Below are 25168 nucleotides of genomic sequence, written 5' to 3'. Positions count from 1 at the left end.
CCGGCGTCATGAGCGTACTCATATTTGCGCCCCGGCCTCGATGGTCGCGTGCACGCGTGAGCGAGGCCGCGCGAACAACACGTGCGGCCATCGGTCGAGCGCGTCGGCGGCGTGCATCGCTCGCAGCAGCATCGTCTGGTCGCCGCGACTGTACGCGGCACGCCGCGTCGCAGCCGGTGAATGATCGATGGCCCACGCGGTGTAGCCGAAGTCGAGTACGCGCCGAACGAGCGCCTGCGAGTCATCACCGTGCTCGCGGAGGTATGCCGGGTGCAACTCGACGATCAGGTGCTCGACACGTTGCTCGCCGAGCATCCCATCGAGCCCGCGCAGCGCCTTCGCCTCGAACCCTTCGATGTCCATCTTCAGCAACGTGATCTGATCGACGCCCGCGGCGGCGAGCGTGGAGTCGAGCGTATCCGCGTTGACGACAAACGCCGCGGCGGCGTCGGCGCGCGAGGCCATGACGCGCGACAATCCGAAGTTGCCGTCGTCCTCCGCGAAACCAGAAAGCGTGAGCTCACCTGACTCCGCGGCGGCCGCGGTCGGCAGACACGTCACCTGGTCCAGGTCGTTGAGATCGACGTGCGCGCGTAACATCGCGAACAGACGCGGATCCGGCTCGAGACTGATCACGCGCCCGCCCGAGCCGACCGCATGCGCTCCGAGCAGCGTGAAATATCCCCAGTTCGCGCCGACGTCGACGAAGGTGTCGCCAGGACGAAGGATGGCGTTGACGAGCGACGTTTCCTGCGGCTCGTACATGCCCGTGAAGCACACGTCGCGCGCGATGACGTCGCGAAGATCGCACACGAAGCGAAGACCGCCGGCGCTGCGCGGCAGTGCGCCGATGAACGGCTCGGTGTCGAATCCCGACATCGCGCGAATCGCGCGATAGCGTGCCGCCGGCAATCGCCGAACGAGGGACGAGGTCACGCGGACCCACATCGGCGCCGATCGAATCAGCAAGGTCTCGGCGAGCATCATGCGGATTGATAACGCAATACGCCCGCGACGCGCTTCGTGTACAGGTGCCGCTCACTCTTTGGCAGCAGCACGAGCCACCACGCACACAAATAGCACGCCGTCGCAAGCATCATCTCGGCGAGCAGCATCAACCATCCCGTCGGCGCGTACGTGCGCGCGAGCATCCACGTCGCGATGCCGAACGGTGTACCCAGCAACACCGGCTTGGCGATGGCGCGTCGCAGCTCTCCACCGGAAACGCCGAACGCGCGGTGCATCAGCACCGGGAAATACCAAATGGAGACGGACAGATACCCGAGCGTCGTGCCGAGCATCGGTCCGATGAGACCCAGTGCTTTGGTCAACGCGATCGACATGACGAGATTCACGACGGTCTGGATGCCGAATGGGCGAACGATCTGTTCGACGCGGCCGGTTCCATTCAACGCCCAACCCCACAGCGACGAGATCGACAGCAGGAATGCGTTCAGCACGGCGACCAATGTCAGCGCTTGACCGCCGAACCGCTGCGCGCCGAGCCAGCGTGTGACGAATGCTTCGTTGAAGGCGATGACGGGAATCAACGTCGCCACGCCGAGCGCGGCGACGAGGCCGGTCAAATCGACCAGCCGGCGATTGAACAATTCGCGTTCGCCCGCCGCGTGCAACTGCGCGAGGCCCGCCCACGTCGCGTTGCCAAGCGATTGGAGTTGTCCCTGCACCATCACGGCAATGCGCTGCGTAGCGAAGAACGGGACTACCGCGGCTGGACCGAGCAGCGCGGCAATGACGATGTTGTCGCTCAACAAGCCGACGCGGCCGCACAAGTTGAGCACGAACGTTGGACGGTTGAGCGACAGGAGTCGTGCGCGCGCCGTGGCCGCATCAGCCGGCGTCGCCGCGGCCGCATCGCGCATCTCGCGCGGGAATCGCCGTCGTCCGTACGTCAGCAATCGCAAATGATACGGCAGCGATGCGATCAGTACCGCGAGCGCCTGGCCGGCGATGCCCCCGCCGTAGTACGCGAAGCCCAGCGAAAGCGCCGTCGTCGCGAGCGACTGCACGACGAGCAGGTTGTTGACGCGATATCCGCGTTGATCGCTCTCGAGCACGATGCGAAACGGCGCGGACAGCGGCAGGAGCAGCAGACCCGCGACGACGATCAACGACGCTATGCGCAGCTCTCCCGTGAGTGGCGCGGGCACGGGAATGAGATGTGTGATCATCGAAGTGATGATCAACCCCACCACGATCATTACGCCGACGACTCGCGCATACAACCGCGAGCCGGTCGCCACGAGCAGGCCCATCGCCGACGTATCGGATTTGCCAAGCGCTTCGGCGAACAACGGCTGCATGGCGCCGAGGATGCCGAAGTCCAACAGCGCGAGGTAGCCGAACCAGTCGATGACCGCCTTGTACGCGCCGAAGCGATCTTCACCGAGCCATTGCAGCAGCCACGGTGTCGCGAACACGCCAACCACCATCGTGACGATGGCGAAGAGCAGCGCGCTCGCGAAGTTCCAGCCGGCGAATCGAGAACGGGTCATCGATTCGCTTGCCGCGCAGCGAGTCGGCGGCCAACCGCCATCGACGGACGCTCGACGAGGTAGTAGCTCAACGATGCCGCGGCGAACACGGCGACGATGTTCACGGGCCAACGCTGAAGCATTCCGAGGGCCGGCGCGCGCGTATCGAGCGGCGTCAGAAAAAGCTGCTGCCACAGGTAGAGACTGTATGACAGCACGCCGATCCATCGCATGGCCGCGGTGTCGAGCATCCGACCGACGAACGTCCTCGGATGGAGCACGGTGCCGAGCAGCACGAGTGGCACGATGAGCGCCTGCCACGTCATGGCGAGCGGCGGCGACCAGCGCACGCACACGACGAACGCAAGCGCAAGCAGCGCGCACACCCGGGGCCTGAGCCACCGCGTGAGCGACGCACGATGCTCGGACACGAGGATCGCGGTCCAGCACCCCCACATGAGCGCGTCGAGCCGAATGTCGGTGCGTTCGTAAAATGAAACGCCGGGTATTGGCGCAACGCGAAACGCGGCCACTCGCCAAAGACCGACGGCAATCGCGAGCATGGCCGCGACGAGCAGCGCGCGACGACGCGCGAAGACCAGCAGCGCAGGCCACAGCAGGTAGAAGTGCTCCTCGACGGCGAGGGACCAGAAGTGCGCGGTGTACCATCCGCCGCTCTGGGCGCTCAGATAGTAGTTGCGCACGAAGAGCACGCACGCGGCGATCTCGCGAGTCGCCACAGGCAACACACCCACCAGTCCCAGCCCCGCCGCGATCGCGAGGTACGCCACGTACGGCGGCAGAATCCGAAACGCGCGACGGATGTAAAATCCCGCGAGCGAGACGCGGCCGAACCGCGCTCTCTCTTCCAACAAGCGCGTGCAGATGAGGAATCCGCTGATGCCGAAGAACACATCGACGCCGAGTGCGCCGTATCGCGTCGCGCGGAAGGCCGCGGCCCACGGATGGCTGCCGGTTGGTCCGAAGACGGCGGCCGTGCCGTGCGCGATCATGACGCCGGCTATCGCGAGCGCGCGCCATCCGTCGAGCGTCGGCAAGTACCGGCCACTCTTTTCCGGCGCACTCGGCGCGACGGAACGCGGCGCGGCCGGTAGCGGTGAAATTGCCGGAGGGGCCGTGGCCGTCATGTCGTTTGCTCGACCGGTGCCGCAATGCGCGCATGCACGGACTCGACGAGCGCAACACAGCGTTCGGGATCACATTGCGTGCGTACGAGCGTTCGCGCGTGTTCGGCGCGGCGAGCTCGAAGCGACGGATCGCGCAACAAGGCGACGCAGCGGTCGATGAGCACCGCATCGACGTCGGACACGTCCGCATGCACGCCGTCGATGACATCGAGGCCCTCGGCACCGGCCGTCGTCGTGACGACGGGAACTCCGTGCGCCATCGCCTCGAGCACTTTCACCTTCATGCCGCTTCCTTCGGTCGGCGCGTACAACAGCACGTCGAGATCCACGAAGTACGGTCGCGCGTCGGGCACGTCCTCGTGAATCTCGAGACCCGTGACGGCACGAAACTCCGCGAGTGCGCGCGCAGCGGAGCGGCCGACGACGACCAATCGCGCGTCCGGCACTCGCGCTTTGATCTGCGGCCACAGCGACTCAATCAGCCGGCGCGCGGCGCGGCGGCTCGGCGGCCAGTCGAACGAGCCGATAAGTCCCACGACTGGCGCGCGCGAGCCGGTGCGAACCGGCGATGCGTCATACAGTGTGTGATCCAGCGCCAGCGGGATCGTCTGCACGCGCGCGCGCGGATTGATGCGCTCCGTGCATTGCGAAAGGCGTGGCGTCAGCGTCGTGATCGTTGAAAACCGGCGCAGCAGCCGCTGCTCCGCCCACTGCGTGTGCCGGAAACGCGTACGTTCCGAGAACGGCCGCGGTGGGTCGCCCGCCTGCGGTGCCAAGTCGACCGTATAAAGGAAGTGAACGTTGACCACAGTCCGTGTCGTGTCGCGTGGCGCCAACCATCCGCTCCACAGCTGCTCCAAGTGCAACACGCCGTATCCGCGCGCCAGCTCGCCGCCGAGATCGGCGCGCATCCGCTCGCTGAACACGTACGAGAAGGGCTCGCGCACGCTGGCCCACTTGGCGGCCGCATACGTTCGCCGCTCCTGCTGCGGGTAACAGCGCAGGTCATACTCGGGCTCTGAAAACAGCGCGAGGGCTTCGTCGGCCTGCGCACGCGTGCGGGTTGTCGCGAACGCACGCACGCGATGTCCGCGCGTGACGAGCTGCTTGAGCAGCACGTAATACCAGCGCGCCGCGGCGTTGCCGAACGGCAACGGCGGCTCGATCATCACGAGAACGACGTCGTGCGTGGATGACATCAACGTGTGTCGTCGAGCTTTTGTTTGATGTCTCGAGCCATATCGTCCCAGGTGCGCGTGCGCAGCTTTTCACCGAACGGTGCCACGGCGACTCGGAATTCCGGCATGCGCTCGCGCCAGGAGCGCATGCGCGCGGCGAGATCGGCGGCTTGCGGCGGATCGTCGAGCAGCAATCCCGAAAGCGATTCCGGATACCGTTCCGCAACGCCGGCCGATCGCGTCACGAACGCCGGTAGTCCGCAACACAGTGCCTCGTGTACGCCCAGGCCGTATGCATCGTAGTGTGTTGGACTCACGAGCGCGTCCGCCGCGGCGAGCAAATCAGGGATCTGTTTCGTGAAACCGAAGAAGTCGATGCGACGTTCGAGCCCCTCGGCGGCCACCGTCGCGCGCCACGTGTCGACTTCCGCGCCGCCGCCGGCGAGCACGAGGTCGACGTCCCATCGCTCGTCGGCGCACAGACGACGCCAGGTATCCACCAGCACGTCGACGCCCTTGTTGCGATCGTGTCCGAGCGCGCCGATGAACAACACGACGGGTCGGTCGAGCGTCCAACCGAGACGGGAGCGCGCCGCATCGCGCTCGGCACGAGACGCGGGCCGAAAGATCGTCGGATCGATACCGTAGTAGACGGCAGTCACGCATTCGGGCGGAACGCCGACATGCTCGATCACCTGCGATCGCGCGCGCCGCGAATTCGTGATGATCGTGGCGGCCGTGCGAAGCGCACGCCCCTCGGCACGCCGAGCAACGTGCTTTTGCAGACCGTTGCGCAAACGGAACAACCGGGGCGCATGCGTGTCGCGATTGGCCCACGCGGCATGCACCGCGTGAATCCAGTTCACGTCGGACCAGACGCAGTTGCCGCCGTTGACGACGACGCGCGCCCCGACGCGGCTCAGCTCCCGCGCAACACGCCGGCCGCGTGACGCGAGCACGGGCGACGCGAGGCCGTAGCGGCCGAATGGTTTGTCGACGCGATGCCACGTGACGTTGCGGTGCGATGCCAACGGTTCGGCAACCCCGTGCGCGACGAGATGCACCGACACCCCGAGCCCGTCCGCGAGATACCACGCCAGCGCATAATTCGCGCGGTCCATGCCGCCCCACGTCGTGAAGTCGCCGCTGACGAGCACGTACGTCGTGGTGATATCGTCGCTCACGACGCGGCCACGAGCTCGCGGCGCACCAGCGCCTCGTAGACGGCAATCGTTCGATCCGCGGTCGCCGACCAGCTGAATTCGCGCGAACGCCGAACGGCGCGCGACCGCTGCTGCTCGCGCGCCGAGGGCGACATCGCGAGTGCGCCGACAATCGCGCGAACGATTTCATCAGGCCGGCTTGGATTCACGAGCGTCCCAACGTCGCCGACGACTTCACGCGCCGCGCCGAGGCCGCTGACGATGACGGATACGCCGCGGCTCATGGCTTCGAGTGCCGGCAAGCCGAAGCTTTCGCGCCAGGAAAGCGAGACGAAGAGCTCGGCGGCGTCGTACAGTGCAACGAGATCGGCCGTCACGTTCGAGAGGAAGCGGACGTCGCGATCGACTCGCAGGCCCCGCCGCGATGCACATGCGCGAAGGTCATCTGGTACAGCGCCCGACCCGACGATGACGAGCGACAGATCCGCGCGAACGCGTTTCACTTCCGCGAAGACGTCGAGCAGGCCCGCGACATTCTTGTGCCGCTCGAAACCGCCTACGTAGAGCAGATACGGCGCAACGACGCCGTGTCGCGCCAGCGTCGCGGCGCGTGTCGCACCATCCGTCATTGGCGCGGTGAACTCGGAGCCGACCGCGAGCGGCGTTGCCGTTACGCGCTCCGGCGCGGCGCCAAGGTGTTCGATGACTTCGTCGCGACAGAAGCGCGATGGCGTGAAGATGTGCTCGGGGCGGCGAAGCTGAAACCGATAATACACGTCCTTCATCGAGCGAACGGCGCCGGCGTTCGGTACGTCCAGATAGTCGGAGATTCGGCCGGCGAGAACACCCGACGCGATCAGCGAGCGGTAGCTCGCGGTCGTGACGCTGTGCACCGTCAACGTCACCGGACACGGCGACACGAGCGGCACACCATGCTCGGCGGGAGCGTGATAGACGTCGGCTTTTGCCTGAGCGAGATATCGCGGCAGAGACACTTGCTCCCACGACAGTCCGCCCCGATCGGCAAGCGCGACCGTTCGGCAATCGATGCCCTCGACGTGCGGCAGGCACAGCGGACTGCGCTCGCGGTGCGCGAGCGTGACCGCGATGCCGCGCGCGACGAGCGCGCGCACGAGACCGACCGTATATCGATCCCACCCGCGCATCGCGGGCGACGCGAGCGAACGACCATCCAACACGACGTTCATTGCCGCTCGACCGCGCCGTGCAAGGCACCCGCGAGCACCCAAAACTGAATGCCGATCTGCGTGGTGAACGGCGTGAAGCCGAAGATGAGCGCCAGCGTCCCGGCGGAGAGCGCGAGGATCGTTCGAGCGGATTCGCCGAGCAGCGGATCCGTCGATCGCCGAGCAACGCGAAATTGCTGCGAGAGCGTGGCAATGAGCGCCAGCACGTACAACGCGACGAGCACCAGTCCGCCGTCGAGAATCCACGCCGGGAGCTGCAGCTCCGCCCAGATCTGCGGCGAATTGGGATTCGACGCGTTGCCGAAGTACGCGCGCATCATCCCCCAGCGTCCGAGCCCCGCGCCGAACGGATATTTCGGCGCGAGCGTCTGAACCGCATAGTCCAGCTGCGAACCGCGTCCCGCGTTGTAGTACACGCTCACGGGATCACCGGCGACGAGCGTGTTGAGGCGGTCGATCGTCGCCTGGCCACCGAGCAGCAACGACGCGGCGAGCGACCCCGCGAGCACGACCCCGGTGCCGACGAGAAGCGACAAGGTACGCACGCGACGTTGATCGAATGCCGCACTGATCAGCGCGTAGACCAGCAGCATGCCGAGGACGATGAGAAAACTCGTACGAACTTGCGCGAGGTAAATCGCGGTGAGGCCGATGCCCGACGATACGAGCCCGAGCAGCTTGCGCCACATCGCGCCGCGGCGTGCGAACATGACGAGACCGATCAACGCGGCGAACATCGCCGGGCCGGCGACGGCGCCCGGCGTATCGAACAAGCCGGGCGGACGCGTGATGCGGCGGCCGTTCGGTCCGTCGTACCGCGCCGCGTCGAGCTGATACATGCTCGACACCGCCATCGCGGAAAATTCGCGCGGCATCCAGCGATCGGGGTCGTACACCTGCATCACACCGACCGCCGCATTGACCGTGCTGCACACCCAGAGAATGGTGATGAGCCGGTCGAGCTGCGACGCCGAGCGCACGAACTTGGGCATCCAATAAGCCGGTGCGAACACCGACACGTACAGCGCCACTTGCGCGACCCCGGCGAGCAGCGAATTCGTCGTCGGGTGGAAGATCATCAATGTCAGATACAGCATCGTCGGCGCGAGCCATATCCGGCTGGGATGACGCTTCAGCGTGTTGCGTGACCCTCGCCACGGCAACAACAACAGCAGGCTCGTGGCGAACGCCGCGACGCGAATGAGCAGCCGTGCCGGTTGTGCGCCCGGAAGAAACAGCAGCGCCGGAATGGCGGTCTGGCTGAGCATGAACCATTCGGCGGCGCCCCACGGCTCGCGCTTGCGTCGCGCCGACGGTCGCGCCACGAACTCCGCGCCATACGAAGGCGCGTACGGCGTCACGTATGGATTCGTGGAAGCGTTCGGCGGCACGACCGGGCCCAGCATTGTCATGCCGGAGTACTTGCGCGAGTGAGCGTGATGCGGTCCGTCACCACGTCGACTAGCCGTTGGCATTGCGTCGCGGTATCACAGAGGGCCGCCGCCCGGCTCGGTCCGTGGGCGCCGAGGCGGTGTCGCGTTGCCGGCTCGTGAATCAGTATGGCGAGCGCCGAGGCGAGCGCGCGCGCCTCGCCGGACGGAACGAGTATTCCAGAATGCTCATCTACTACCTCTAATGCACCACCCAGCCCGGTGGTGACGACGGGAAGGCCGGCGTACATCGCTTCGACGAACGCGATGCCGAACGCATCGGGCGCCGTGTTCGGTTGGCAATGGATGTCCGCCGCCGCGAGCAAGCGCCGCACGTCGCGCCGCTCGCCAGTGAAGTGCACGCGATCCGCGATGCCGAGCGTCGCCGGCAGCGCGACCAGTTCGGCGTAATACGCTTCTTCAGCGGGACGCTGCGGGCCGCCGACGATGCAGCACACCCAGCTCGGCACATCGCGCAGCGCCGCGAGCGCATGCAGAAGCTCCCGGTGACCCTTGAACGGTTCCATCCGGCTCGCTTGAACGATCATGACGGCATCGTCGCCGATTCCGAGCTCCTGCCGCACCGCCAGCCTCGTATCGGCCTCGAACGCCGGTGGCGCCGGGACGGGACAGGCCACGATCGATGCCGGCACGCCGGCGAACATCTCGGCGCTTACCGCGGCCGTATATGCGCTGTTGGCGATGAGCACATCCGGCGTCACGCGCCGTGCCAACCGGTCGAGCCAATGTGTCCCGCGCGCCGGGCCGTGGAGGTAAAGCGCCACGGTGCGATCCATCTGCCGCGCGGTCGCCGCAAACAGCGCATAGGCCCACGTCGAATGAAACATCACGCCATCGATTCGGTGCGTGCGCATGACGTCGCGCAATCGCGACCGCGCACGCCGCACGGTCCACGGGTAGCGCACGCGAGCTTCACCCAGCTGATGGACCGGCACGCCGGCGGTCTCGAGCTCTCGCGACAGGCGACCCTCGAAGCAGAGGGCGAAATGCTGTTCGGCCGAAAGCGAACCGGCGAACGCGCCAAGCGCCGCGAGGAATGCTTCCGCGCCACCATACAGGTTGCCGCTGTACACGTGCAGAAGCTTCACGTGGCAACTCGCGCGCGCTCGTGCGCATGAAGGCTGTCGTAGATCGGAAGCAGCGCGTCGGCGAGCCGGGCGCGATCGAAGCGATCGACCGCGACCGCATTCGCCGCCGACGCGATGCGTTCTCGCAATGCCGGCTCGCGCACGAGCCGCTCGATCTGCCCGGCGAGTGACTTTGCGTTTCCCGGTTCGTGCGTCAACGCCGTCACGCCATCCTCGATGATCTCCGTCACGCCTCCGCGTGGACTCACGATCGTGGCGCGACGGCACGCCGCTGCTTCCGCGACAACGCGCCCGAACGGTTCGGCGCGCTCGCTCGCGTGCACGACGACGTCGAGCGCGCGCAGCGCGGCGTCCGAGCGTTCGACGTAGCCGGTCACCCCGACGCGGCTCGACATGCCGCACGCCACGACGTGCGCTCGCACTCGCTCGAGCGAATGCTGGCTGCCGAGCGTTTCGTATAGCGATCCGCCGATGACGTAGCCGCGCACCGGCAAATCAGCGGGGAGCATCGCCATCGCATCGACGAACACGTCGTGTCCTTTCCAGTTCGCCAACGTCGCGAGCAGACCGACGCGAATCGTGCCTTCGGGCGCAGACGGCAGATTCGCCAGTGCATCGAGATCGAGCGTCGCTCCGGTCGGCGAAAACCGCTCGAGATCGATCGCGTTGTGCACCACCTCGATCGCGAGCGCGCGTCCGCACACGTCGCGCGTATCCGCCGCGACACTCGCTGAGTTCGCGATGGCCAAGTCGCATCGGTGCGACGATGCGCGCAGCGCACGCGCCATCAACGGCCGATTGCTGACGAAGTCACGCATGTGCCAGATCACGCGTGCGTTCGACGGCCGCCACCAAGCGGCCAGCAGCTGCGCCTTGAATCCGTTGGCGTGTACGATGTCCGGTTGCAGCGCACGAAGCCGCGAGCGCAGCGCAAATCCGTATCGCGTCGCCGCCGACGCGGCTGACAACATACGACGCATCGAAGCGTTGTCGTTTTTTCCAACGCCATCCCACGATGAGTCCCCGAATCGCGCGAGCGCATCGGGATACGGCGCCGTGATGACGTCAATACGTTCGGCGATCGCGCGCTCAGCGAGTGGACCCTCGCCAGGGACGACGAGCGCCAGCGGCCATCCGGGCCGCGCGGCCCGCACGCTTGCGCACACGTCGAGAAGACTGAGCTCCGCGCCGCCCAACTGCGCCGCCGAGGCAACGAAGACAATTCGCATTGCTTCGGAGTCAGGCCGTGAGACCATGGCGGGCCGCGTAGTCGCGAAGCACCACGACTCCGAGAATCTGCAGCGCGCCGACGCGACGCTGATTTCTCGAGAACCGCTGCCACAAATCGGCGATACCGCGTGAATCGATCGCGAGATCGCGCCACACAGCCGTGTCGTGCACGGCGTCGCGCGCGAGCGTGTTGAGCGCGCCACCGGCGCCGAGCCAACTCTGCCACGGAAACGTGAATCCCCGCTTGGGCGCTTGCCACGTTTCGGCCGGCATCCGCGCGCCGACCGCGTCGAGCAACAACGGCTTCGGCCGCGGATCGCGCCGCTTCCACGCACTCGGCGCCGCGAACGCGGTCTCGACGAGCTCGTGGTCGAGAAACGGCACGCGATACTCGATCGGCGCCGCCATGCTGAACGCGTCGCCGTCGCGCAGCAGCATGCTGCCCATGTAGAGCTCCAGCTCGAACAGGCTCGTGGCCGCGATCGGGTCGAGCGTCGCCGCGCGATGACGCACGAGCGCCAACTGTTCGTGGCGAAGGCCCGTCACCGCATCGACCTCGGACGGCAGCGTGTGCAGCGCGCGGCGCTCGTCGGGAAGAAAGAGCTCGCGGCGCAACAAGTACATCTGCAACGGCTCGGCATCGCGGCGCATCGCCTCGACGACCTTGGCGCCCGCGCGCCCGACGGCCGCATACCGCGCGACGTTCGCCAGCGCGCGTCCGGGAATTCGGCGTCGCCACGCGACAGCGCGCGGGACGTCGGAGAAACTCGCGTAGCCGCCGAACAACTCGTCTGCGCCAAGCCCGGACAACGCGACGGTCAATCCACTCGCGCGTGCCGCGCGGCTCACGAAGAAGATGTTCGCGCCGTCCACCGTGGGTTGATCGACCGCATCGAGCAGCGCGGGCACGGAGCCGAGCACGTCGCTCGCGGTGAGCGTCAACGTCTCGTGCTCCGCGCCGAATCGCGCCGCCGTACGCCGCGCGATCGCGGTCTCGTCGAAGTCGGGATCATCGAAGCCGACGGTGAGCGTGCGGAGTCCGCTCGATTGGTGCTCGCTGGCCAACGCGAGCATCGCGGTCGAGTCGACGCCGCCGCTCAGGAAGAGTCCCATCGGCACATCGCTGCGGAGTCGCAGCCCAACCGCCTCGCGGGCGACGCGGCTCAATCGGTCGACGAATTCCGCGCGCGACGATCCGTCGAAATCGGTGCGCGCCAATTGCCAATAGCGGCGCAACCGCAACTCCCGCCCGGTCTCCGCGTCGAGCGACAGTTGCGATCCCGGCGCGAGCTGCACGATTCCATCGACGATCGACTCGTCGCCCTGCACGGCGCCCTGCGCGAGAAAACTCTCGATCGCCGAGCGATTGACGCGCCGCGCCACAATCTCGCTGCCGAGCGCGAGCAGGGCACGAAGCTGGCTGGCGAAGACGAGACCTCCCGCGGCGGGACGAGAGAGATACATCGGCTTGATGCCGAGGCGGTCGCGCGTGATCAGCACGCGGTTGGACGCGCGCTCGAACAGTGCGTAGGCGAACATGCCGCGGAAGTGCTGTACGGCGTCGTCGCCCCACGTGACGTGCGCGCGGAGGATCGTCTCCGTATCCGAACGCGTACGGGCCGACGTGCCATGCTCGGCCAAGCGGGCGTTGATCTCGCGATAGTTGAAGACCTCGCCGTTGTACACGATCCAGTTGCCGCGTTCGTCGCGCATCGGCTCGTGGCCGGCGGACGTGGGATCGATGATCGCGAGCCGGCTGTGCACGAGTGTGACCGCCGGCGCGACGTGTTCGATGCCTTCGTCGTCGGGCCCGCGATGACGCAACGCGCCCAGCAGCCGCTCGGCCAGTCCGCGCTGGTCGCCCGGTACGCCGACGACTCCCGCGATGCCGCACATGTCAGGCGGCTCGGCCGGCGCGGCCGGTGACGCGGCACGCTTCCGTTATGAGAATTTGCATTAAATATATTTGATTGCCGCCCGGTCGCCGATCGCGATGCGGGAGGCTTTGCAGCATTCGCAGCCTTAGGCGCGGGACGCGCGAACCGCTATGCCGAGCGAACCCGGAAGCCGGCCTGTGCGAACTTGACCAACGCGCGCACCCGGTCGCGCTCCCGGCGCGCGAACAGCTCATCCGCCGGCGCGCCGCGGTCGATGTGCACCACGCCGTGCTCGTTCATGCGGCCGCGAATCTCCTCGAGCACGTCGCCCGGCACCCGCGCCGGTTGTTCGCCGCACTGCACGACATAGAGAATGCCGAAGGTGCTGTGCAGCGATTGGATTCGCGCTCCCGCCGGACAGCCCACGAACACGTATCGTGGAAACAGCGGCGCCGTCCGTCCACGCGCGACCACGCGCGGCATCAACGTCGTGAAGCCCTGGTTCCGGAGATTGATCTCCGCCCAGGATTCGGCGCCGGGCTTCGTATAGACGAGCAGCCACGACAGACCATGCATCTCGCTTGCGACGTCGAACTTCCGGTCCATCAGCTGCTCCAGCCTCGTGCAATGCTTGCAAAGCTACCGCAGTGTTTGCGCTCAAAACGGCGCAAACACCGACATCCCGTAGAGCACGCCGAACGCGCCACCGCGCCCGGCATCGGCCGGACGGCAGGCTGCGTTCGATCGCGGATGATCGCTTCCGGTCGGAAGGCGGGTACTACGACGACGACATCACCGGAAGTCCGACCGCTCCCACTCCACTGGGGCAATTCAGAATCAGCCAAGCTAAGCTCTGACATGACACTGGCAAGAGGGCCCGACCGGACTGCGATGATTTGTATCACCAACGGCTCGTCATTCTGACGCGCGAGCGTAGTTAGCGTATCGAACGAGCTCAGGCTGTCGGTCAGAGTGTCCAAACAAAAAGGGCCCGCCTTGCGCGGGCCCTTTTCCTTCGCGGTCGCCGCGACCTAGTGGAGACCTAGGGTTTGTTGCCGGTCGCCACCGCCGCTCGCATCGCCACGAGCACGGCAACCACGCCTTTCGCCTGGTCCGGCGTCATCGATCCACTCGCGAGCGCGCTGCGTACCGAAGCCACCGCCTGCCTGACCGCCGGGCCGACCGCTCCCCCGCTGCCGCCAACCACGGCGACCGCATTCGATACCGCCGACACCACGCCGCCGGGCAATCCCGACGCGCTCAGCACATTCGCCGCTGCTGCCCCCGCAGCTTGCCCGTTCGCCGGGCTGGGGTTTGTGATCGCATTCGCGATCGCCGCGCCCGCCGCCGGCGGAATCGTCACGGTGATGCTACCGCCCGAGCTGGTCGTGACCGTGACGCTGCCGGACGAGAGGCCGCCGACGATGGCCGCCGGCGGCGAAGTCACCGTTCCCGATACATTCCCGCTCGAGCTGACGGTGACGCCCGCGCCGTTCGGCGCTCCAGACGATCCACTCGCCGGGGCGCCCGTTGTCGCGTTTGGTGTAGCAGTCGCCGGTCCGGAGCCGGGAGCTGTCGGAGTGAACGTGCCACCGGCCGTCCCTGAGCTCGACCCGGTGTTCACGCCCGTGTTGTCCGACTGATTCCCCGACGGCGCCGTAGAAAAACCGGCGCGAAGGGGATGTCGCTGCGCGGCCGCGGGGTGCGCGATCACGACCATCGAAAGCGCCGCAAGCGCGCCCAAGCGGAGGAATGCGTTCATGGTCTGCATTATCGGCCGCTCTCCTTGAAGAGCTCGAACACCCGAAACCCCGCTCCGAGACCGACGATCAATCGCGGGCCGTCGCCGGCGTGACGCGTCACGTCAGCGACGCCCAGGGACAGGACGAGTGGTGAATGGTGAAGCGGTACGACCGAAATCCCAGCGTCCAGATCCTGTCCCGTCCAATCCGCGACGATCGACGCGCGCGGCATGAGACGAATGCCGGCGCTGCCGAAACCGTTGACGCCCGTTTTTCCCTGGTCGAGCGTGTGCTGCGAAAGAAAGCGGCTGTTCCCGAGGCCGACGTTCCAGGCCATGCTGCCAAAGAAGTGGCTGGGATCCTCGCGGAACACGAACGTATGCGACACGACGCCGTACGTGCTCGATCCACCGTCGGCGCTCCCCCAGTTCGCGATATTCTCCACTCCGACCGCGATGCCGTATTCCCCGGGCAGCGACCGGTGGAGCTTGATGCTCACCGATCCATTGTCGCCCGGCGTCTCGCGCAACGTCGAGGCGGAATTCAATCCGACCTCGAGACCGATCAGGCGCCGTGGATCACCGATGCCGAAACCGATCGACGCCGAGCCGTCGGGGTGCGCCGTGAAGCGGGTTCGCGATTGGTAGCCGACGCCGGCGAAGAAATCGCCCCATCCGGCACCCCACGCGCTCTCGGACCCGACGGTGTTTCCAGGCTGGGCGCGAAGGGCGCTCTGCAGCATGGCCGCCGTCGCCGGCACCTGCGCCGCAATGGCGGCGGCGTCGGTGATCAGACTGTCCAGCGCGCGCAACGACGCGGCTCTCGACGAGTCGGTTTGCTGCGCGCCCGCGACTGGAACAGCCGCGAAGGCGGCGATCGCCCCCACGGCAACGATGCTTACTCTGATACGGCACCCCATCCTGACTCCGGCAGATCTCGTAAGCCGCCATTTATATGAGTATTTCCGCAGTCCCGCCAGTCCGCCGCCCCTCCGAATTGCAACGTTCCGTTACACCCCTCGGCTCACCCAGGCCGCGGCACCCGATACCCCAGCAGGCGAGGGGGGCCGGTGACGCACGGACGCGCCCGGCCCTGCCCCTCGCGGTTGCCCGCACCGACCGCGGGCCCGTCGTCGGGAGCCGGGCGCCATGGGGCATTGGAAGCTGGTCCTCGCCATCATCGGACTCGTGGGAAGTGCGAGCCTGTGGCAGCACCATCACGTGGACTATCGCAAGTTTCCGCCGACGGTCCTCATCGTTGGCGATGCGCGTGATACGCTCAACGCCGCCTACGCTGAATACGAGCACCCCGACTCGACCCCCTTCATTGAACAGGGGTTCTGCGCGAGATCATGGGTGACGTCGCACCCGACGTGGAACACGACGATCGTTCGCATCACGAGCGTCGTTCGCTCCGAACGAAACGCGTCGCCGATCAGCGTCAACATCCCATGCCCGAACGCCACGCAGATGGGCGCCGGCATTGTCTTCCACACGCACCCGCCGCAACAGTGCGTGGTGAAAGGAAACTGGCAAGCATGGTCGGAATGCCAGCCGACCAGCGATCCGAGCGTCGCGTGCAAGGCGAGCTGGCTCGACATGGCCGACACGCTGCAGCACCCGGGCATTCCGGCGCGCTTCATCGTTTGCGGCGAAGATCGCTTCATGCTCTACCACGCCACCGACGCGTTGTAGCGACCAGCGGAGAGCAATCCGAGCCAGCGGGGAATTCGAGCGCGCCGCATATTGATGCGCCATGCGGACGCTTCCGTCGTGGATCGTCATTCTCGCCGCGTTCGTCGTGTGCTTCGTCGTCACGGCGCTCACCGTGCCGGCGCGATTCGGCTTCTCGCCCGATTCGTGGTCGTACTTCGATCTCGCGGAATCGTTTTGGAGACATCCGTATCAGGCGTGGGGCCTCCGGCAGTTTCAGAGTGTCACGCCCTATTCCAACTCGTTTCCACCACTGTGGCCGTTGGTGCTGGTGCCTTTCGTTCGCGTTGCCGGGATCTGGGGCACCTACATCGCCGCACTCCTGGCCTACGCGGGATTTGCCGCCGCAAGTGAGGCGCTGAGCCACCGCTGGTTCAGCCGACGCGGAATCGGACTGCTTTCCGCAACGCTGTTATTCGCGTTTTCTGGCGTTCAGGGCGAGCTCGCGGGCGGCCGCTCGATTCCCCTCGCCCTGATGTGGCTCGCGCTCATCGCGCTCGAGATGCCGCGCGGCGCACGCGAGCCTCGCCACGCCGCCGTCTACGGCATGTTGATCGGCGCGTCCGTCATGACGCGCTTCGATGCGTTGCCAAGCGCGCTCGTCTTCCTCGCCGGCCTCCTGTGGCTTGGCGCGGGTGCACGACTGTTCACTTATGCGTGCGGCGCGTTCGTGCTCGTGATCTCGCCGTGGATCGTGTACTCGATCGCGCACTTTCACACGCCGTTTGCGACCGATAACTCGGCGACGGCACTGGCCGCGACGTACACCTTCGTCCTGGATTTTCATGCGAACCGCGTCCCCACGCTGTTCGACGCGCCGCGTCAATGGCTGGCGAAGCTGCTGCACGCCGCGGCCACGGCGAGGAGCGCGCTTCGCCAGGCGATCGCCGACACGTTCTTCGTTCCGATTCTCCTTGCGCTGGTCGCGGTTGGAATTGTCATTCGAGGATCATCATCGCGCGAACGCCCCGGCCGATCCCCGTTTCTGCCGCGCGACGCCTATGTCACCCTGGCCGCGGTCGCCGCGGCGTTCGTCGCGTTTTACGTCACGGGATACTTCGATTGGCGATACTTCACGTCGTCGTTCTGGCTCATCGAGCTGGTGGCGCTTGCCTACATCGCGCGAGAATTGCCCCGGCACTTCGACATCGTGGCGTGCCTGGTGGCCGTATCGTGCGTCGCGGTGCTGAGTTGGCCGCTCTCGCGGTCACCGCGCCTCATCGACGCGGCATACTTGCGTGACGTCGCCGACCGGCATGACGTCGATTCACTGCGGACGTGTCTTCTGCGTGATGGCGCAAACGCGCGCGATTTAGCCGTGTTCTCGCACGACGTCGAGAGGCTGACGACATACCGATTCGCCGCTCTCGCGTCGTGGCGCGCCACTCAGCTTCCGACCAACTGGCCGTCCTTGAGCGAGCACGAGCGGGCCGTGTTCCTCGAGCGTTTTTCGGTCCGCTACTGGATCGGCGATCAAGCGCCGGTGAACGTCGCATCAATCTCGCGCGTCAGCTGCGGATACCCCGTACAGCGAATCGGCACGGCGGGGCCGGGTTGACGTCGGCACTTGTAGACGTCGCTGCCGTCGAGTGACGTCTACAACCGTTCCGTCAGCGTGAACGACGCCCAATAGAACGGATTGCTCGTTTTCGGATCGTGCGCGAGCGACTGCTTCGCGGCACGCAACGCCGCACTCGGCGACTCGCCTTCCGATAGTCGCCGGTAGAAGCGTGGCATCAATGCGGCGACGGTCTCGCCCACCGGCCATTCGGTGCCGACCACCGCTCGTGCGCCGGACAGGAGAAACCCGCGCGCGATACCCAGCGGGCCCGCGCCCCGCAACACGACGCCCTCGTCCGTTTCACACGCGCTCAGCACGACCAGCGACGCACCGATGCGCATTCGACCGATCTCCGACGCGTGCAGCAGTCCATCATCGTCGGTGCCGGGCGCGAGTCGCAAGTACGCCGCGAGCGGGTCGGTCGTGCTGGCCCGGGCATGCGCCGCGAAATGAATGATGGTCGCCCGCGCCGCCGATCGCTTGAACGCGTCCTTCGTTGCCGCGATGCCAAGAAGCTTCATCGTTCGGCCGGTCCACGCGTGTGAGACGTTGCGCCACTCCGTGGAATCGTTGACGGCATCGTAGCCCACGAACAACAGCGATCCGCCGGAAAACGACGGCGCGCCCGTCGCGGTGCCGAAGAACCGCGGCGACGGGAGATATGAGATCTCATATCGATCGATCAGGAACGGCGCCGCCGGCGCGTCGCTCGGCAGCAGCGCATCGAACGGCAACAGGTGCAGCGGGCCGTCGGGTACGATGACCAGACGCGACGCGCCCGCGACCCGCCCGGCGAGCGGCGTGATGAGCATTCTATAAAGTTGGGCCGAGGCGCGCCGGTCGAACCGCAGCCGCGACAGATCGATGCGTCCCAGGTACGCGCCCATCGGTCGTCGCAGCGCACGTACCGCCGCCGCGATGGCGGCCGTCGTTTCCGGCAGACGAACGACCGCCGCGCCGGCGCGCGTGACGACCAGTGCGAACGCGAGCGTGTCGAGTGTGACGTAATCGATGAACGCCGCTGCCTTCCCCAACCGTGCTCGAAGCACACGCAGCGATATGGGCTCGGTCCCGTGCGCGGGGTCGGCGTACAGCGCGTCCTGTCGGCGCTGCACCCACCGCAGGAGCGCGTCCGAATCCCGCGGACCGTTGCGCACGGCGAGCAATCGAACGGCATCGTCGAATGGCGCGAGTTTCTCCGCGCGAAGACGAACGCGATCCACATCGTCGCCGAAGCGCGACGCGATGCGATCGGTGCCCGCCGCGGCCTGGTCGTATGCACCCAACGCCTCGTCATTCCGTCCGGCCGCCGCGAGCGCGCGGCCCAGCGCGTCGAAGACGTCCACGCGCAATTCGGGCGGCGGGTTTGCGCCCAGCGACGTCGCGGCGTCCGACAGGACCAGGACCGCGTCGTTTGCGCGATGCATCTGCAACAGCGCGCGCCCTTCGATCCCGGCTGCGCGCGTGGCGTCCTCCACGAGATGCGACGAACGCGCGAGCTGCCCGGCGCGGCGAGCCTCGACGATCGCGCGGTCGGCGGATCCAGCGTCGAACAAGATGCGGGCGAGCTGCACGCCGGCACGCGTCGCACGCTGCACGCCGCCCTCCGACGAGCGTCGCGTAACCCACGCCGCCATCGCGGAGCGCGCTTCGTCGAATCGGCCGCGACGAGCGAGCACCTCGGGGAGCAGCGGAATTTCCTCGGGCGTCGCCGGCGCGGCATCGTGCCGGCGTGCAGTGGATTCGGCGCTGTCAATCATACCGAGCGCCTCGAACGTCCGCGTCAATCCAGCCAACGCGCGCGCGCCTTCTTCCGAATCGCGCTCCGGCACGCGCGTGTAGTACGAACGCGCGCGCGGGAGATCGCCGATGCGCTCGTAGTAATCACCCGCGTAGTAGAAGTACGATTTCATCTCGTCGACGATCCGTACCATCTGCTCGAAGCTGTTGCGGGACGAGGCGTGCAGTCCTGCCTCCCATTGCATCAGCCCAGCATCGTAATTCGCGATCACGGCCAGGCCGTCGAGCCGCAACGGCGCCGCGAGCGCAACGAATCGGTTCACGGCGGCGAGCGCCATGGGCAGGTCGCCAAGCGATTCGTACGCGTGCGCAAGATTGTGCTGGATATCAGCGCAGCCGTAGCGATCCGCGGTGTCGGCAATTGCGGACGCCTGCTCGAGCTGTGTGATGCCTTCGCGCGCTCGCCCCTGCTTGAGCAGCGCGCGGCCGTACTTGGCATGTAACCGCGCCCGAAGCGGACGCCAGGAGGTCGAGTCGGATACCGAAACTGCCTCGCGCAGTGCGGGAATCGCCGACGAGAGATCGCCGCGATCGAGCGCGACTGTGCCTTCCGACTGCAGGATTGCGACGAGTGACGCGCGCGCGTGGTAGCGTCGCGCGACCATGGCGCCGCGCGCGCTCAGCGAGTCGCGCAGGCGGGCATCAGGAATGCGATCGATTCGAGAGATCAGCAGTTCGACGAGCGGCCCCGGTCGGCCGTCGCGCAACACGGCGGCCCAGACTTGCTCTCGAATCGCCTGCGCGCGCGCCGTGTCGCCGCGAAGCGCGCTCACATCGGCGCGCGCCACGCGTACCCTCAGGCGATCGCGCCAAGTGGCCACGCTTTGCTCGGCCTGATCGAGGACGGAGTCCGCGGCGGCGAGCGCGCCGTCATCGCACAACACATTGACGCGCAGGAGCCATGGCTCGCCGGACATGCCGTACGATCCAATCATGGCTCGCCATTCGGCCAACGGCCGCATGGGAGGCCGTACCGACGTCGGCAGCCGAATCTCGTACTCGGCGATGAGCGCACGCGTGCACGGCGCAGGGCCGAATCGGCGCTCGACGTCGTGCAGCATCTTCACCGTGACGGGCACGTTCCGCGGAAGGACCACGGCGTGCAGGCACGCCGCCAATGCGGGATCTGTAACATCCTCGAGGGCGGAACGTTCTCGCCCGGCGAACGATTCGCGGTCGACGAGACCATTCATCAACGCAAGCTGCGCCGGGAGAAAATGCGGGTCGGCGCGGCGCGCCTGTCGCCACAACGTCAGCGCACTGTCCATATCGAGCATGGCCGTGCGTGCTTCACCCGCGAGCCACAGCTGGCGCGCACGAAGGGAATCGCCGAGCGGCGGCTCATGCGCAACGAGCAATAGCGCGGAGATCAGCGCGAGCGTCGCTCGTCGCCTCCGAGCGCATCGAGCAGCTTGCGTGCGCGCTGGCCGACGCGCTCGTCATTCGACGGGACCGCGCCGGCGTCGGCGCGCGCCGCCGCCGTGTCGCCCATCTGCAGTTCGGCGCGAGCGCGATAGTAGTGCGCCTCGGCCGCGTAGACGTTGTCGCCGGCCGCAAGCACCCGCGTGAAATCGACGCGCGCCTCGCGTGCGCGGCCGAGCATGAGATACGAGGCGCCGCGGAAGAAGAGCGCGGGCTCCGCGCCCTTGTCCGCCGATATGACTTTACTCAATTCCTCAGCGGCGGCGGCGTAGTGCGACGCCGTGTAATTCGACATTGCGTCCGCGAATACCGAGTCGGCCGCCGTCGGGCTCTCGCGCACGGGCGCGCCGAGGTAGAGCGGTGCATCCTCCGGCAGCACGGCGGCGGACGGACCCGCGACACCATGCGTGTCCGCGCGCGATCGTTTCGTCAACGAGACAGCGACGATCGCGAACACGATGCTCGCCGCCGCGAGTGCCAGCAGCGGTGCCCGAACGCGCACGCGATGCGGCGCAGTCTTCGTATCATCAAATCCGATGGCGTGCCGCACCGCCAGCGCGAGCTCGAGCGCCTCCTGGCATCGCGCGCAATCCAGCAAATGCTCCTCGAAGGCCGCGGTTTCGCCGGAACGCAGCCGGCCCGCCGCGTACCGCTCGACGAGCCCGCGATCCGCGACGTCGTCGCAGCGCAAAGTATGGTCGATCACGATTCGCCTCGTTGTGCGCGCACGACTTCATCGTGCCGCTGCTCCAAGGTCGCGCGAGCGAACGATTCGTGACGCGCGCGCGCGGCGAGCGCGAAGAAATGCTCGCGCAGACGCTGCAGGGCGCGCGACTTCCGTTTACGAATGCGCTCGGCCGGTTCGCTCAGCCGCGCGCCAACCTCGGCGGGGGTGAGTCCGTCGACGAACGCCAGGCGAAGCAGCTCGCGATCGTCGTCGGTGAGCTCGGCGAGCGCTCGGCGCATGTGCGCCGCTTCGTCGCGCAGCACCATGCCCTCGAGCGGATCGTGGAGCGCGCGGTCGGGGAGCTGGTCGCTGAGCGGCGCGTGGCGGGCACGCGCGCGTTGCATGTCCACGATCACGTTACGCGCCACGCCGCGGACAAACGCACGCAGCTTGTCACGATCGCGCAGCCGATCGGCACGCAACGCATCCAGCACGCGCGACATCGTTTCCTGCGCGGCGTCCCGCGCGGCATCCGGATCGCCAAGCGCACGAAGCGCGATCAGCCGAACGCCGTTGCCCAACCGGTCGAGATCCTCACCCGAGAAATCGGACGTCACGTTTAGAGGCCTTCGGCGACCAGGTGGGAGAGCACGTCGAGCGGCGGCGACGGATCAATCATTCATCCCGCGCCGTCCGGCGGCAAGGCGCGCGCCCGTTCCCGGTCTATCCGGGAGGCTTGCTGACGCTGTCAGAATCCGGCGCGCGCCATGGTCCCGCGCAGGATACCCGCGCCGAACGAGAACACCAGACACATGATGAACGCAACCGTGACGCCGGCGACGTGCGCCGCGGCAATTCGCCACACGGGCACAGCGTGCGTCAAGCGAAATAGCCGGACCGTTCGCCAAAGCCAATACGCGGCACCCGCCAACACGACCACGGTGAGCACGTGTTGTGGGCCGGCGGTCGCGAACGCTTCACCCGCCCACGTCGCGACGAAGAATGGCGCCAGGCACCACACGACGAGCAGGCTGTCGTTGTACATGTGCACGTACCGGGTCTCGCGCAGCGTTCGGCGCCGCGAATGCAGTATCAAGTGCGACACCCACCAGCCGGGTACGAGCCCGAACACCACGAACATCACCAGCGACGTCTCGCTGAAGGGTGTCGGCCGTTCCTCATATCGCGCCACATAGCCGCGGACGCGAATCGCCAGATCCAATTGGTGATTCTTCTCGAGATACTGCGCCACATCGCTCGCCGACGCGCGACCGAATGGTTTGCCAAGGACTTTGTCGACGTGAGCGATCACGAGGCGCGCGCCACGCGCAATCGGGACCGAGCCGCTGTCGACGACGATCACTCCCGCGAGCGTATCGATTCCGAGTTGCGCCGCGACCGCGTGGCGCTCCGCCGGTGGCAGCTCGCGCAGCACGGTGACGATACCCGTGCCCGAGAACGCCCACGGCGTCGTCTTGCCCACCGCGTAGAGCAGCAACCAGCAGCCGAGACAGAACGTCAGCGGCCGGGCGTATCCGGGCGCCGGTGTTCCGTCGAGCGCGTCGACGACGACGCGCTCGAAGCGCTTCGGAAACAGTGCGTCCCACAGCGCGCGGAGAAACTGGAGCGGGACGAGATGCTCCACCCACTCCCACCGCTCCTCGTGCGATCCGGCGCGACGCTCGGCCAAGACGGCTCCGTCTCGCGAGGCGTGCGTGCTACGTACGAACCAGCTTCTTGTAGGCGACGCGGTGCGGCTGATCCGCGTCCGCGCCCTTCCGCTTGTGCAGATCCTCGACGTACGACTGATAGTTGCCTTCGTGCCAGACGACTTCGCTGTTCCCCTCGAACGCGAGGATGTGCGTCGCGATGCGATCCAGGAACCAGCGATCGTGCGAGATCACCACCGCGCAGCCCGCGAAGTCCACCAGCGCGTCCTCGAGCGCGCGCAGCGTGTCGACGTCGAGATCGTTGGTCGGCTCGTCGAGCAGCAGCAGGTTGCCGCCCGACATTAGAGTTTTGGCAAGGTGCAGGCGGTTCCGCTCGCCGCCCGACAGATTGCCGACCTTCTTCTGCTGATCGGTGCCGCGGAAGTTGAAGCTCGACAGATACGCGCGGCTGTTGAGCTCCTTCTTGCCGACCATGATCATCTCCTGCCCGCCCGAGATCTCCTGCCACGCCGAGATGTCGCCGTTGAGGGTGCGACTCTGATCGGTGTATGCGATCTGGACCGTTTCGCCGATCTTTAGAGATCCGGAATCCGGCGTCTCCTGGCCGACCACCATCTTGAACAACGTCGTCTTGCCCGCGCCGTTCGGCCCGATAATGCCGACGATTCCACCGCGCGGCAGCGAGAAGCTCAGGCCATCGATGAGCACCTTGTCGCCGAACGCTTTCTTGATGTCGCCCGCGATGACGACGTCATTGCCCAACCGCGGCGGCGGCGGAATGACGATCTCGTGCTGCAGAATCTTTTCGGCGGTCTCCTGCGCGGCCATCTCCTCGTACTTCTGAATGCGCGCCTTGTTCTTCGCCTGCCGCGCGCGCGGCGCCAACCGCACCCACTCGAGCTCTCGCTCGAGGGTGCGCTGCCGCGCCGACTCCGTCTTCTCTTCCTGCTGCAGTCGCGTCCTCTTCTGCTCGAGCCACGAGGTGTAGTTGCCCTCGTACGGAATGCCGTAGCCGCGATCGAGCTCCAGAATCCAGCCGGCCACGTTGTCGAGGAAGTAGCGATCGTGCGTCACCGCGACAACGGTCCCGGGGAAATCGTGCAGATAGCGCTCGAGCCACGCCACGCTTTCCGCGTCCAGGTGGTTGGTCGGTTCGTCGAGCAGCAGCATGTCGGGTTCTTCGAGCAGCACGCGGCACAGCGCGACTCGGCGCCGCTCGCCGCCCGACAGCTTCGAGACATCGGCGTCCGGCGGCGGCAACCGCAGCGCGTCCATCGCGATCTCGATCTTGTTGTCGAGATTCCACAAGTCGTGCGCGTCGATCTGCTCCTGCACGCGCGCCTGCCGAGCCAGCAGCTTCTCCATCGCCGTGTCGTCCATCGGCTCGGCGAACTGCATCGAGATGTCCTGAAATTCCTGGAGCAGATCGCGCTGTGCTTTCACCGCGAGCTCGACGTTGCCTCTCACGTCGAGATTGGGATCGAGCTGCGGCTCCTGCGGCAGGTAGCCGACGCGCGTCCCCTCCGCGGCCCACGCCTCGCCCTGAAAATCCGTGTCGACGCCGGCCATGATGCGCAGTAGCGACGACTTGCCGGCGCCGTTGGCGCCGAGGACGCCGATCTTGGCGCCGTGATAGAAGGACAACCAGATGCCGCGCAGAATCTCCCGCGAGGGCGGGACGACCTTGCGCAGGTCTTTCATGACGTAGATGAATGATGGCGGAGGCATAGGGCGTCGGGGCGTCGGGGCGTCGGGG

Annotated in this window: 20 protein-coding genes; 2 read left to right on the top strand and 18 right to left on the bottom strand. The window is 66.8% G+C overall.

The window, feature by feature from the left end; genetic code table 11:
* Nucleotides 1-18: 18 nt before the first annotated feature.
* From VN706_14280 to VN706_14220, 13 genes are all read right to left on the bottom strand, one after another.
* A complete protein-coding gene (locus VN706_14280) occupies nucleotides 19-987 on the bottom strand; it encodes an FkbM family methyltransferase (protein ID HXT16802.1) in 969 nt (322 codons plus the stop codon).
* Nucleotides 984-2516, bottom strand: a complete 1533-nt coding sequence (locus tag VN706_14275) for an oligosaccharide flippase family protein (GenBank protein ID HXT16801.1) — start codon at nucleotides 2514-2516, stop codon at nucleotides 984-986. Before VN706_14275 ends, VN706_14280 begins: the two co-directional genes overlap by 4 nt.
* A complete protein-coding gene (locus VN706_14270) occupies nucleotides 2513-3643 on the bottom strand; it encodes an acyltransferase (GenBank protein ID HXT16800.1) in 1131 nt (376 codons plus the stop codon). The genes VN706_14275 and VN706_14270 overlap by 4 nt, the downstream gene beginning before the upstream one ends.
* A complete protein-coding gene (locus VN706_14265) occupies nucleotides 3640-4842 on the bottom strand; it encodes a glycosyltransferase family 4 protein (GenBank protein ID HXT16799.1) in 1203 nt (400 codons plus the stop codon). Before VN706_14265 ends, VN706_14270 begins: the two co-directional genes overlap by 4 nt.
* Nucleotides 4842-6005 (bottom strand): glycosyltransferase family 4 protein, encoded by a 1164-nt coding sequence (locus tag VN706_14260; GenBank protein ID HXT16798.1) that lies wholly within the window; start codon nucleotides 6003-6005, stop codon nucleotides 4842-4844. The genes VN706_14265 and VN706_14260 overlap by 1 nt, the downstream gene beginning before the upstream one ends.
* A complete protein-coding gene (locus VN706_14255; protein HXT16797.1) occupies nucleotides 6002-7192 on the bottom strand; it encodes a glycosyltransferase family 1 protein in 1191 nt (396 codons plus the stop codon). Before VN706_14255 ends, VN706_14260 begins: the two co-directional genes overlap by 4 nt.
* On the bottom strand, nucleotides 7189-8604 hold the full coding sequence (locus VN706_14250) for a hypothetical protein (GenBank protein HXT16796.1): 1416 nt from the start codon (nucleotides 8602-8604) through the stop codon (nucleotides 7189-7191). The genes VN706_14255 and VN706_14250 overlap by 4 nt, the downstream gene beginning before the upstream one ends.
* Nucleotides 8601-9731 carry a glycosyltransferase gene (locus tag VN706_14245; protein ID HXT16795.1) on the bottom strand — a complete coding sequence of 377 codons (1131 nt, stop codon included), beginning with the start codon at nucleotides 9729-9731 and terminating at the stop codon, nucleotides 8601-8603. The genes VN706_14250 and VN706_14245 overlap by 4 nt, the downstream gene beginning before the upstream one ends.
* Entirely contained in the window at nucleotides 9728-10960 is a 1233-nt protein-coding gene (locus VN706_14240) for a glycosyltransferase family 4 protein (GenBank protein HXT16794.1), read from the bottom strand. The genes VN706_14245 and VN706_14240 overlap by 4 nt, the downstream gene beginning before the upstream one ends.
* A 10-nt stretch (nucleotides 10961-10970) precedes the next feature.
* Nucleotides 10971-12857 carry an asparagine synthase (glutamine-hydrolyzing) gene (gene asnB, locus VN706_14235; GenBank protein ID HXT16793.1) on the bottom strand — a complete coding sequence of 629 codons (1887 nt, stop codon included), beginning with the start codon at nucleotides 12855-12857 and terminating at the stop codon, nucleotides 10971-10973.
* A gap of 149 nt (nucleotides 12858-13006) precedes the next feature.
* Nucleotides 13007-13444, bottom strand: coding sequence for a transcription termination/antitermination NusG family protein (locus tag VN706_14230; protein HXT16792.1), 438 nt, complete (start codon nucleotides 13442-13444; stop codon nucleotides 13007-13009).
* Nucleotides 13445-13880: 436 nt separating this feature from the next.
* Entirely contained in the window at nucleotides 13881-14609 is a 729-nt protein-coding gene (locus VN706_14225) for a hypothetical protein (GenBank protein ID HXT16791.1), read from the bottom strand.
* Nucleotides 14609-15466, bottom strand: a complete 858-nt coding sequence (locus VN706_14220) for a hypothetical protein (protein HXT16790.1) — start codon at nucleotides 15464-15466, stop codon at nucleotides 14609-14611. Before VN706_14220 ends, VN706_14225 begins: the two co-directional genes overlap by 1 nt.
* Nucleotides 15467-15728: 262 nt before the next feature.
* Between VN706_14220 and VN706_14215 the strand changes: the two genes are divergently transcribed.
* On the top strand, nucleotides 15729-16274 hold the full coding sequence (locus tag VN706_14215; protein ID HXT16789.1) for a hypothetical protein: 546 nt from the start codon (nucleotides 15729-15731) through the stop codon (nucleotides 16272-16274).
* 61 nt (nucleotides 16275-16335) lie between these two features.
* Nucleotides 16336-17850 carry a hypothetical protein gene (locus tag VN706_14210; protein HXT16788.1) on the top strand — a complete coding sequence of 505 codons (1515 nt, stop codon included), beginning with the start codon at nucleotides 16336-16338 and terminating at the stop codon, nucleotides 17848-17850.
* Nucleotides 17851-17888: 38 nt separating this feature from the next.
* Here the strand turns inward: VN706_14210 and VN706_14205 are convergent, their stop codons facing one another.
* The 5 genes from VN706_14205 to ettA all read right to left on the bottom strand — a co-directional run bounded on the left by VN706_14205 (nucleotide 17889) and on the right by ettA (nucleotide 25140).
* Nucleotides 17889-21011 (bottom strand): CHAT domain-containing protein, encoded by a 3123-nt coding sequence (locus VN706_14205; protein HXT16787.1) that lies wholly within the window; start codon nucleotides 21009-21011, stop codon nucleotides 17889-17891.
* A gap of 11 nt (nucleotides 21012-21022) precedes the next feature.
* The gene (locus VN706_14200) at nucleotides 21023-21781 is read right to left on the bottom strand and encodes a hypothetical protein (GenBank protein ID HXT16786.1); all 759 of its coding nucleotides are present in this window, start codon (nucleotides 21779-21781) and stop codon (nucleotides 21023-21025) included.
* Nucleotides 21778-22359: a sigma-70 family RNA polymerase sigma factor gene (locus tag VN706_14195; GenBank protein HXT16785.1), complete on the bottom strand. Its 582-nt coding sequence runs from the start codon at nucleotides 22357-22359 to the stop codon at nucleotides 21778-21780. Before VN706_14195 ends, VN706_14200 begins: the two co-directional genes overlap by 4 nt.
* Nucleotides 22360-22490: 131 nt before the next feature.
* Nucleotides 22491-23432: a hypothetical protein gene (locus VN706_14190; protein HXT16784.1), complete on the bottom strand. Its 942-nt coding sequence runs from the start codon at nucleotides 23430-23432 to the stop codon at nucleotides 22491-22493.
* Between the two features lie 28 nt (nucleotides 23433-23460).
* On the bottom strand, nucleotides 23461-25140 hold the full coding sequence (ettA, locus tag VN706_14185; GenBank protein ID HXT16783.1) for an energy-dependent translational throttle protein EttA: 1680 nt from the start codon (nucleotides 25138-25140) through the stop codon (nucleotides 23461-23463).
* Between the last annotated feature and the right edge of the window lie 28 nt (nucleotides 25141-25168).

It is taken from the genome of Gemmatimonadaceae bacterium (genome assembly GCA_035606695.1).
Lineage (GTDB): Bacteria > Gemmatimonadota > Gemmatimonadetes > Gemmatimonadales > Gemmatimonadaceae > JAQBQB01.
This window is presented reverse-complemented; position numbering and strand designations above follow the sequence as displayed.

Excerpts from the sequence above, each read along its gene's own strand:
- VN706_14225 (HXT16791.1), bottom strand. The coding sequence starts at position 14,609 with ATGCAGACCATGAACGCATTCCTCCGCTTGGGCGCGCTTGCGGCGCTT.
- VN706_14240 (HXT16794.1), bottom strand. The coding sequence starts at position 10,960 with ATGCGAATTGTCTTCGTTGCCTCGGCGGCGCAGTTGGGCGGCGCGGAG.
- VN706_14280 (HXT16802.1), bottom strand. The coding sequence starts at position 987 with ATGATGCTCGCCGAGACCTTGCTGATTCGATCGGCGCCGATGTGGGTC.
- VN706_14215 (HXT16789.1), top strand. The coding sequence starts at position 15,729 with ATGGGGCATTGGAAGCTGGTCCTCGCCATCATCGGACTCGTGGGAAGT.
- VN706_14275 (HXT16801.1), bottom strand. The coding sequence starts at position 2,516 with ATGACCCGTTCTCGATTCGCCGGCTGGAACTTCGCGAGCGCGCTGCTC.
- VN706_14270 (HXT16800.1), bottom strand. The coding sequence starts at position 3,643 with ATGACGGCCACGGCCCCTCCGGCAATTTCACCGCTACCGGCCGCGCCG.
- VN706_14255 (HXT16797.1), bottom strand. The coding sequence starts at position 7,192 with ATGAACGTCGTGTTGGATGGTCGTTCGCTCGCGTCGCCCGCGATGCGC.
- VN706_14210 (HXT16788.1), top strand. The coding sequence starts at position 16,336 with ATGCGGACGCTTCCGTCGTGGATCGTCATTCTCGCCGCGTTCGTCGTG.
- VN706_14265 (HXT16799.1), bottom strand. The coding sequence starts at position 4,842 with ATGTCATCCACGCACGACGTCGTTCTCGTGATGATCGAGCCGCCGTTG.
- ettA (HXT16783.1), bottom strand. The coding sequence starts at position 25,140 with ATGCCTCCGCCATCATTCATCTACGTCATGAAAGACCTGCGCAAGGTC.
- VN706_14230 (HXT16792.1), bottom strand. The coding sequence starts at position 13,444 with ATGGACCGGAAGTTCGACGTCGCAAGCGAGATGCATGGTCTGTCGTGG.
- asnB (HXT16793.1), bottom strand. The coding sequence starts at position 12,857 with ATGTGCGGCATCGCGGGAGTCGTCGGCGTACCGGGCGACCAGCGCGGA.
- VN706_14250 (HXT16796.1), bottom strand. The coding sequence starts at position 8,604 with ATGACAATGCTGGGCCCGGTCGTGCCGCCGAACGCTTCCACGAATCCA.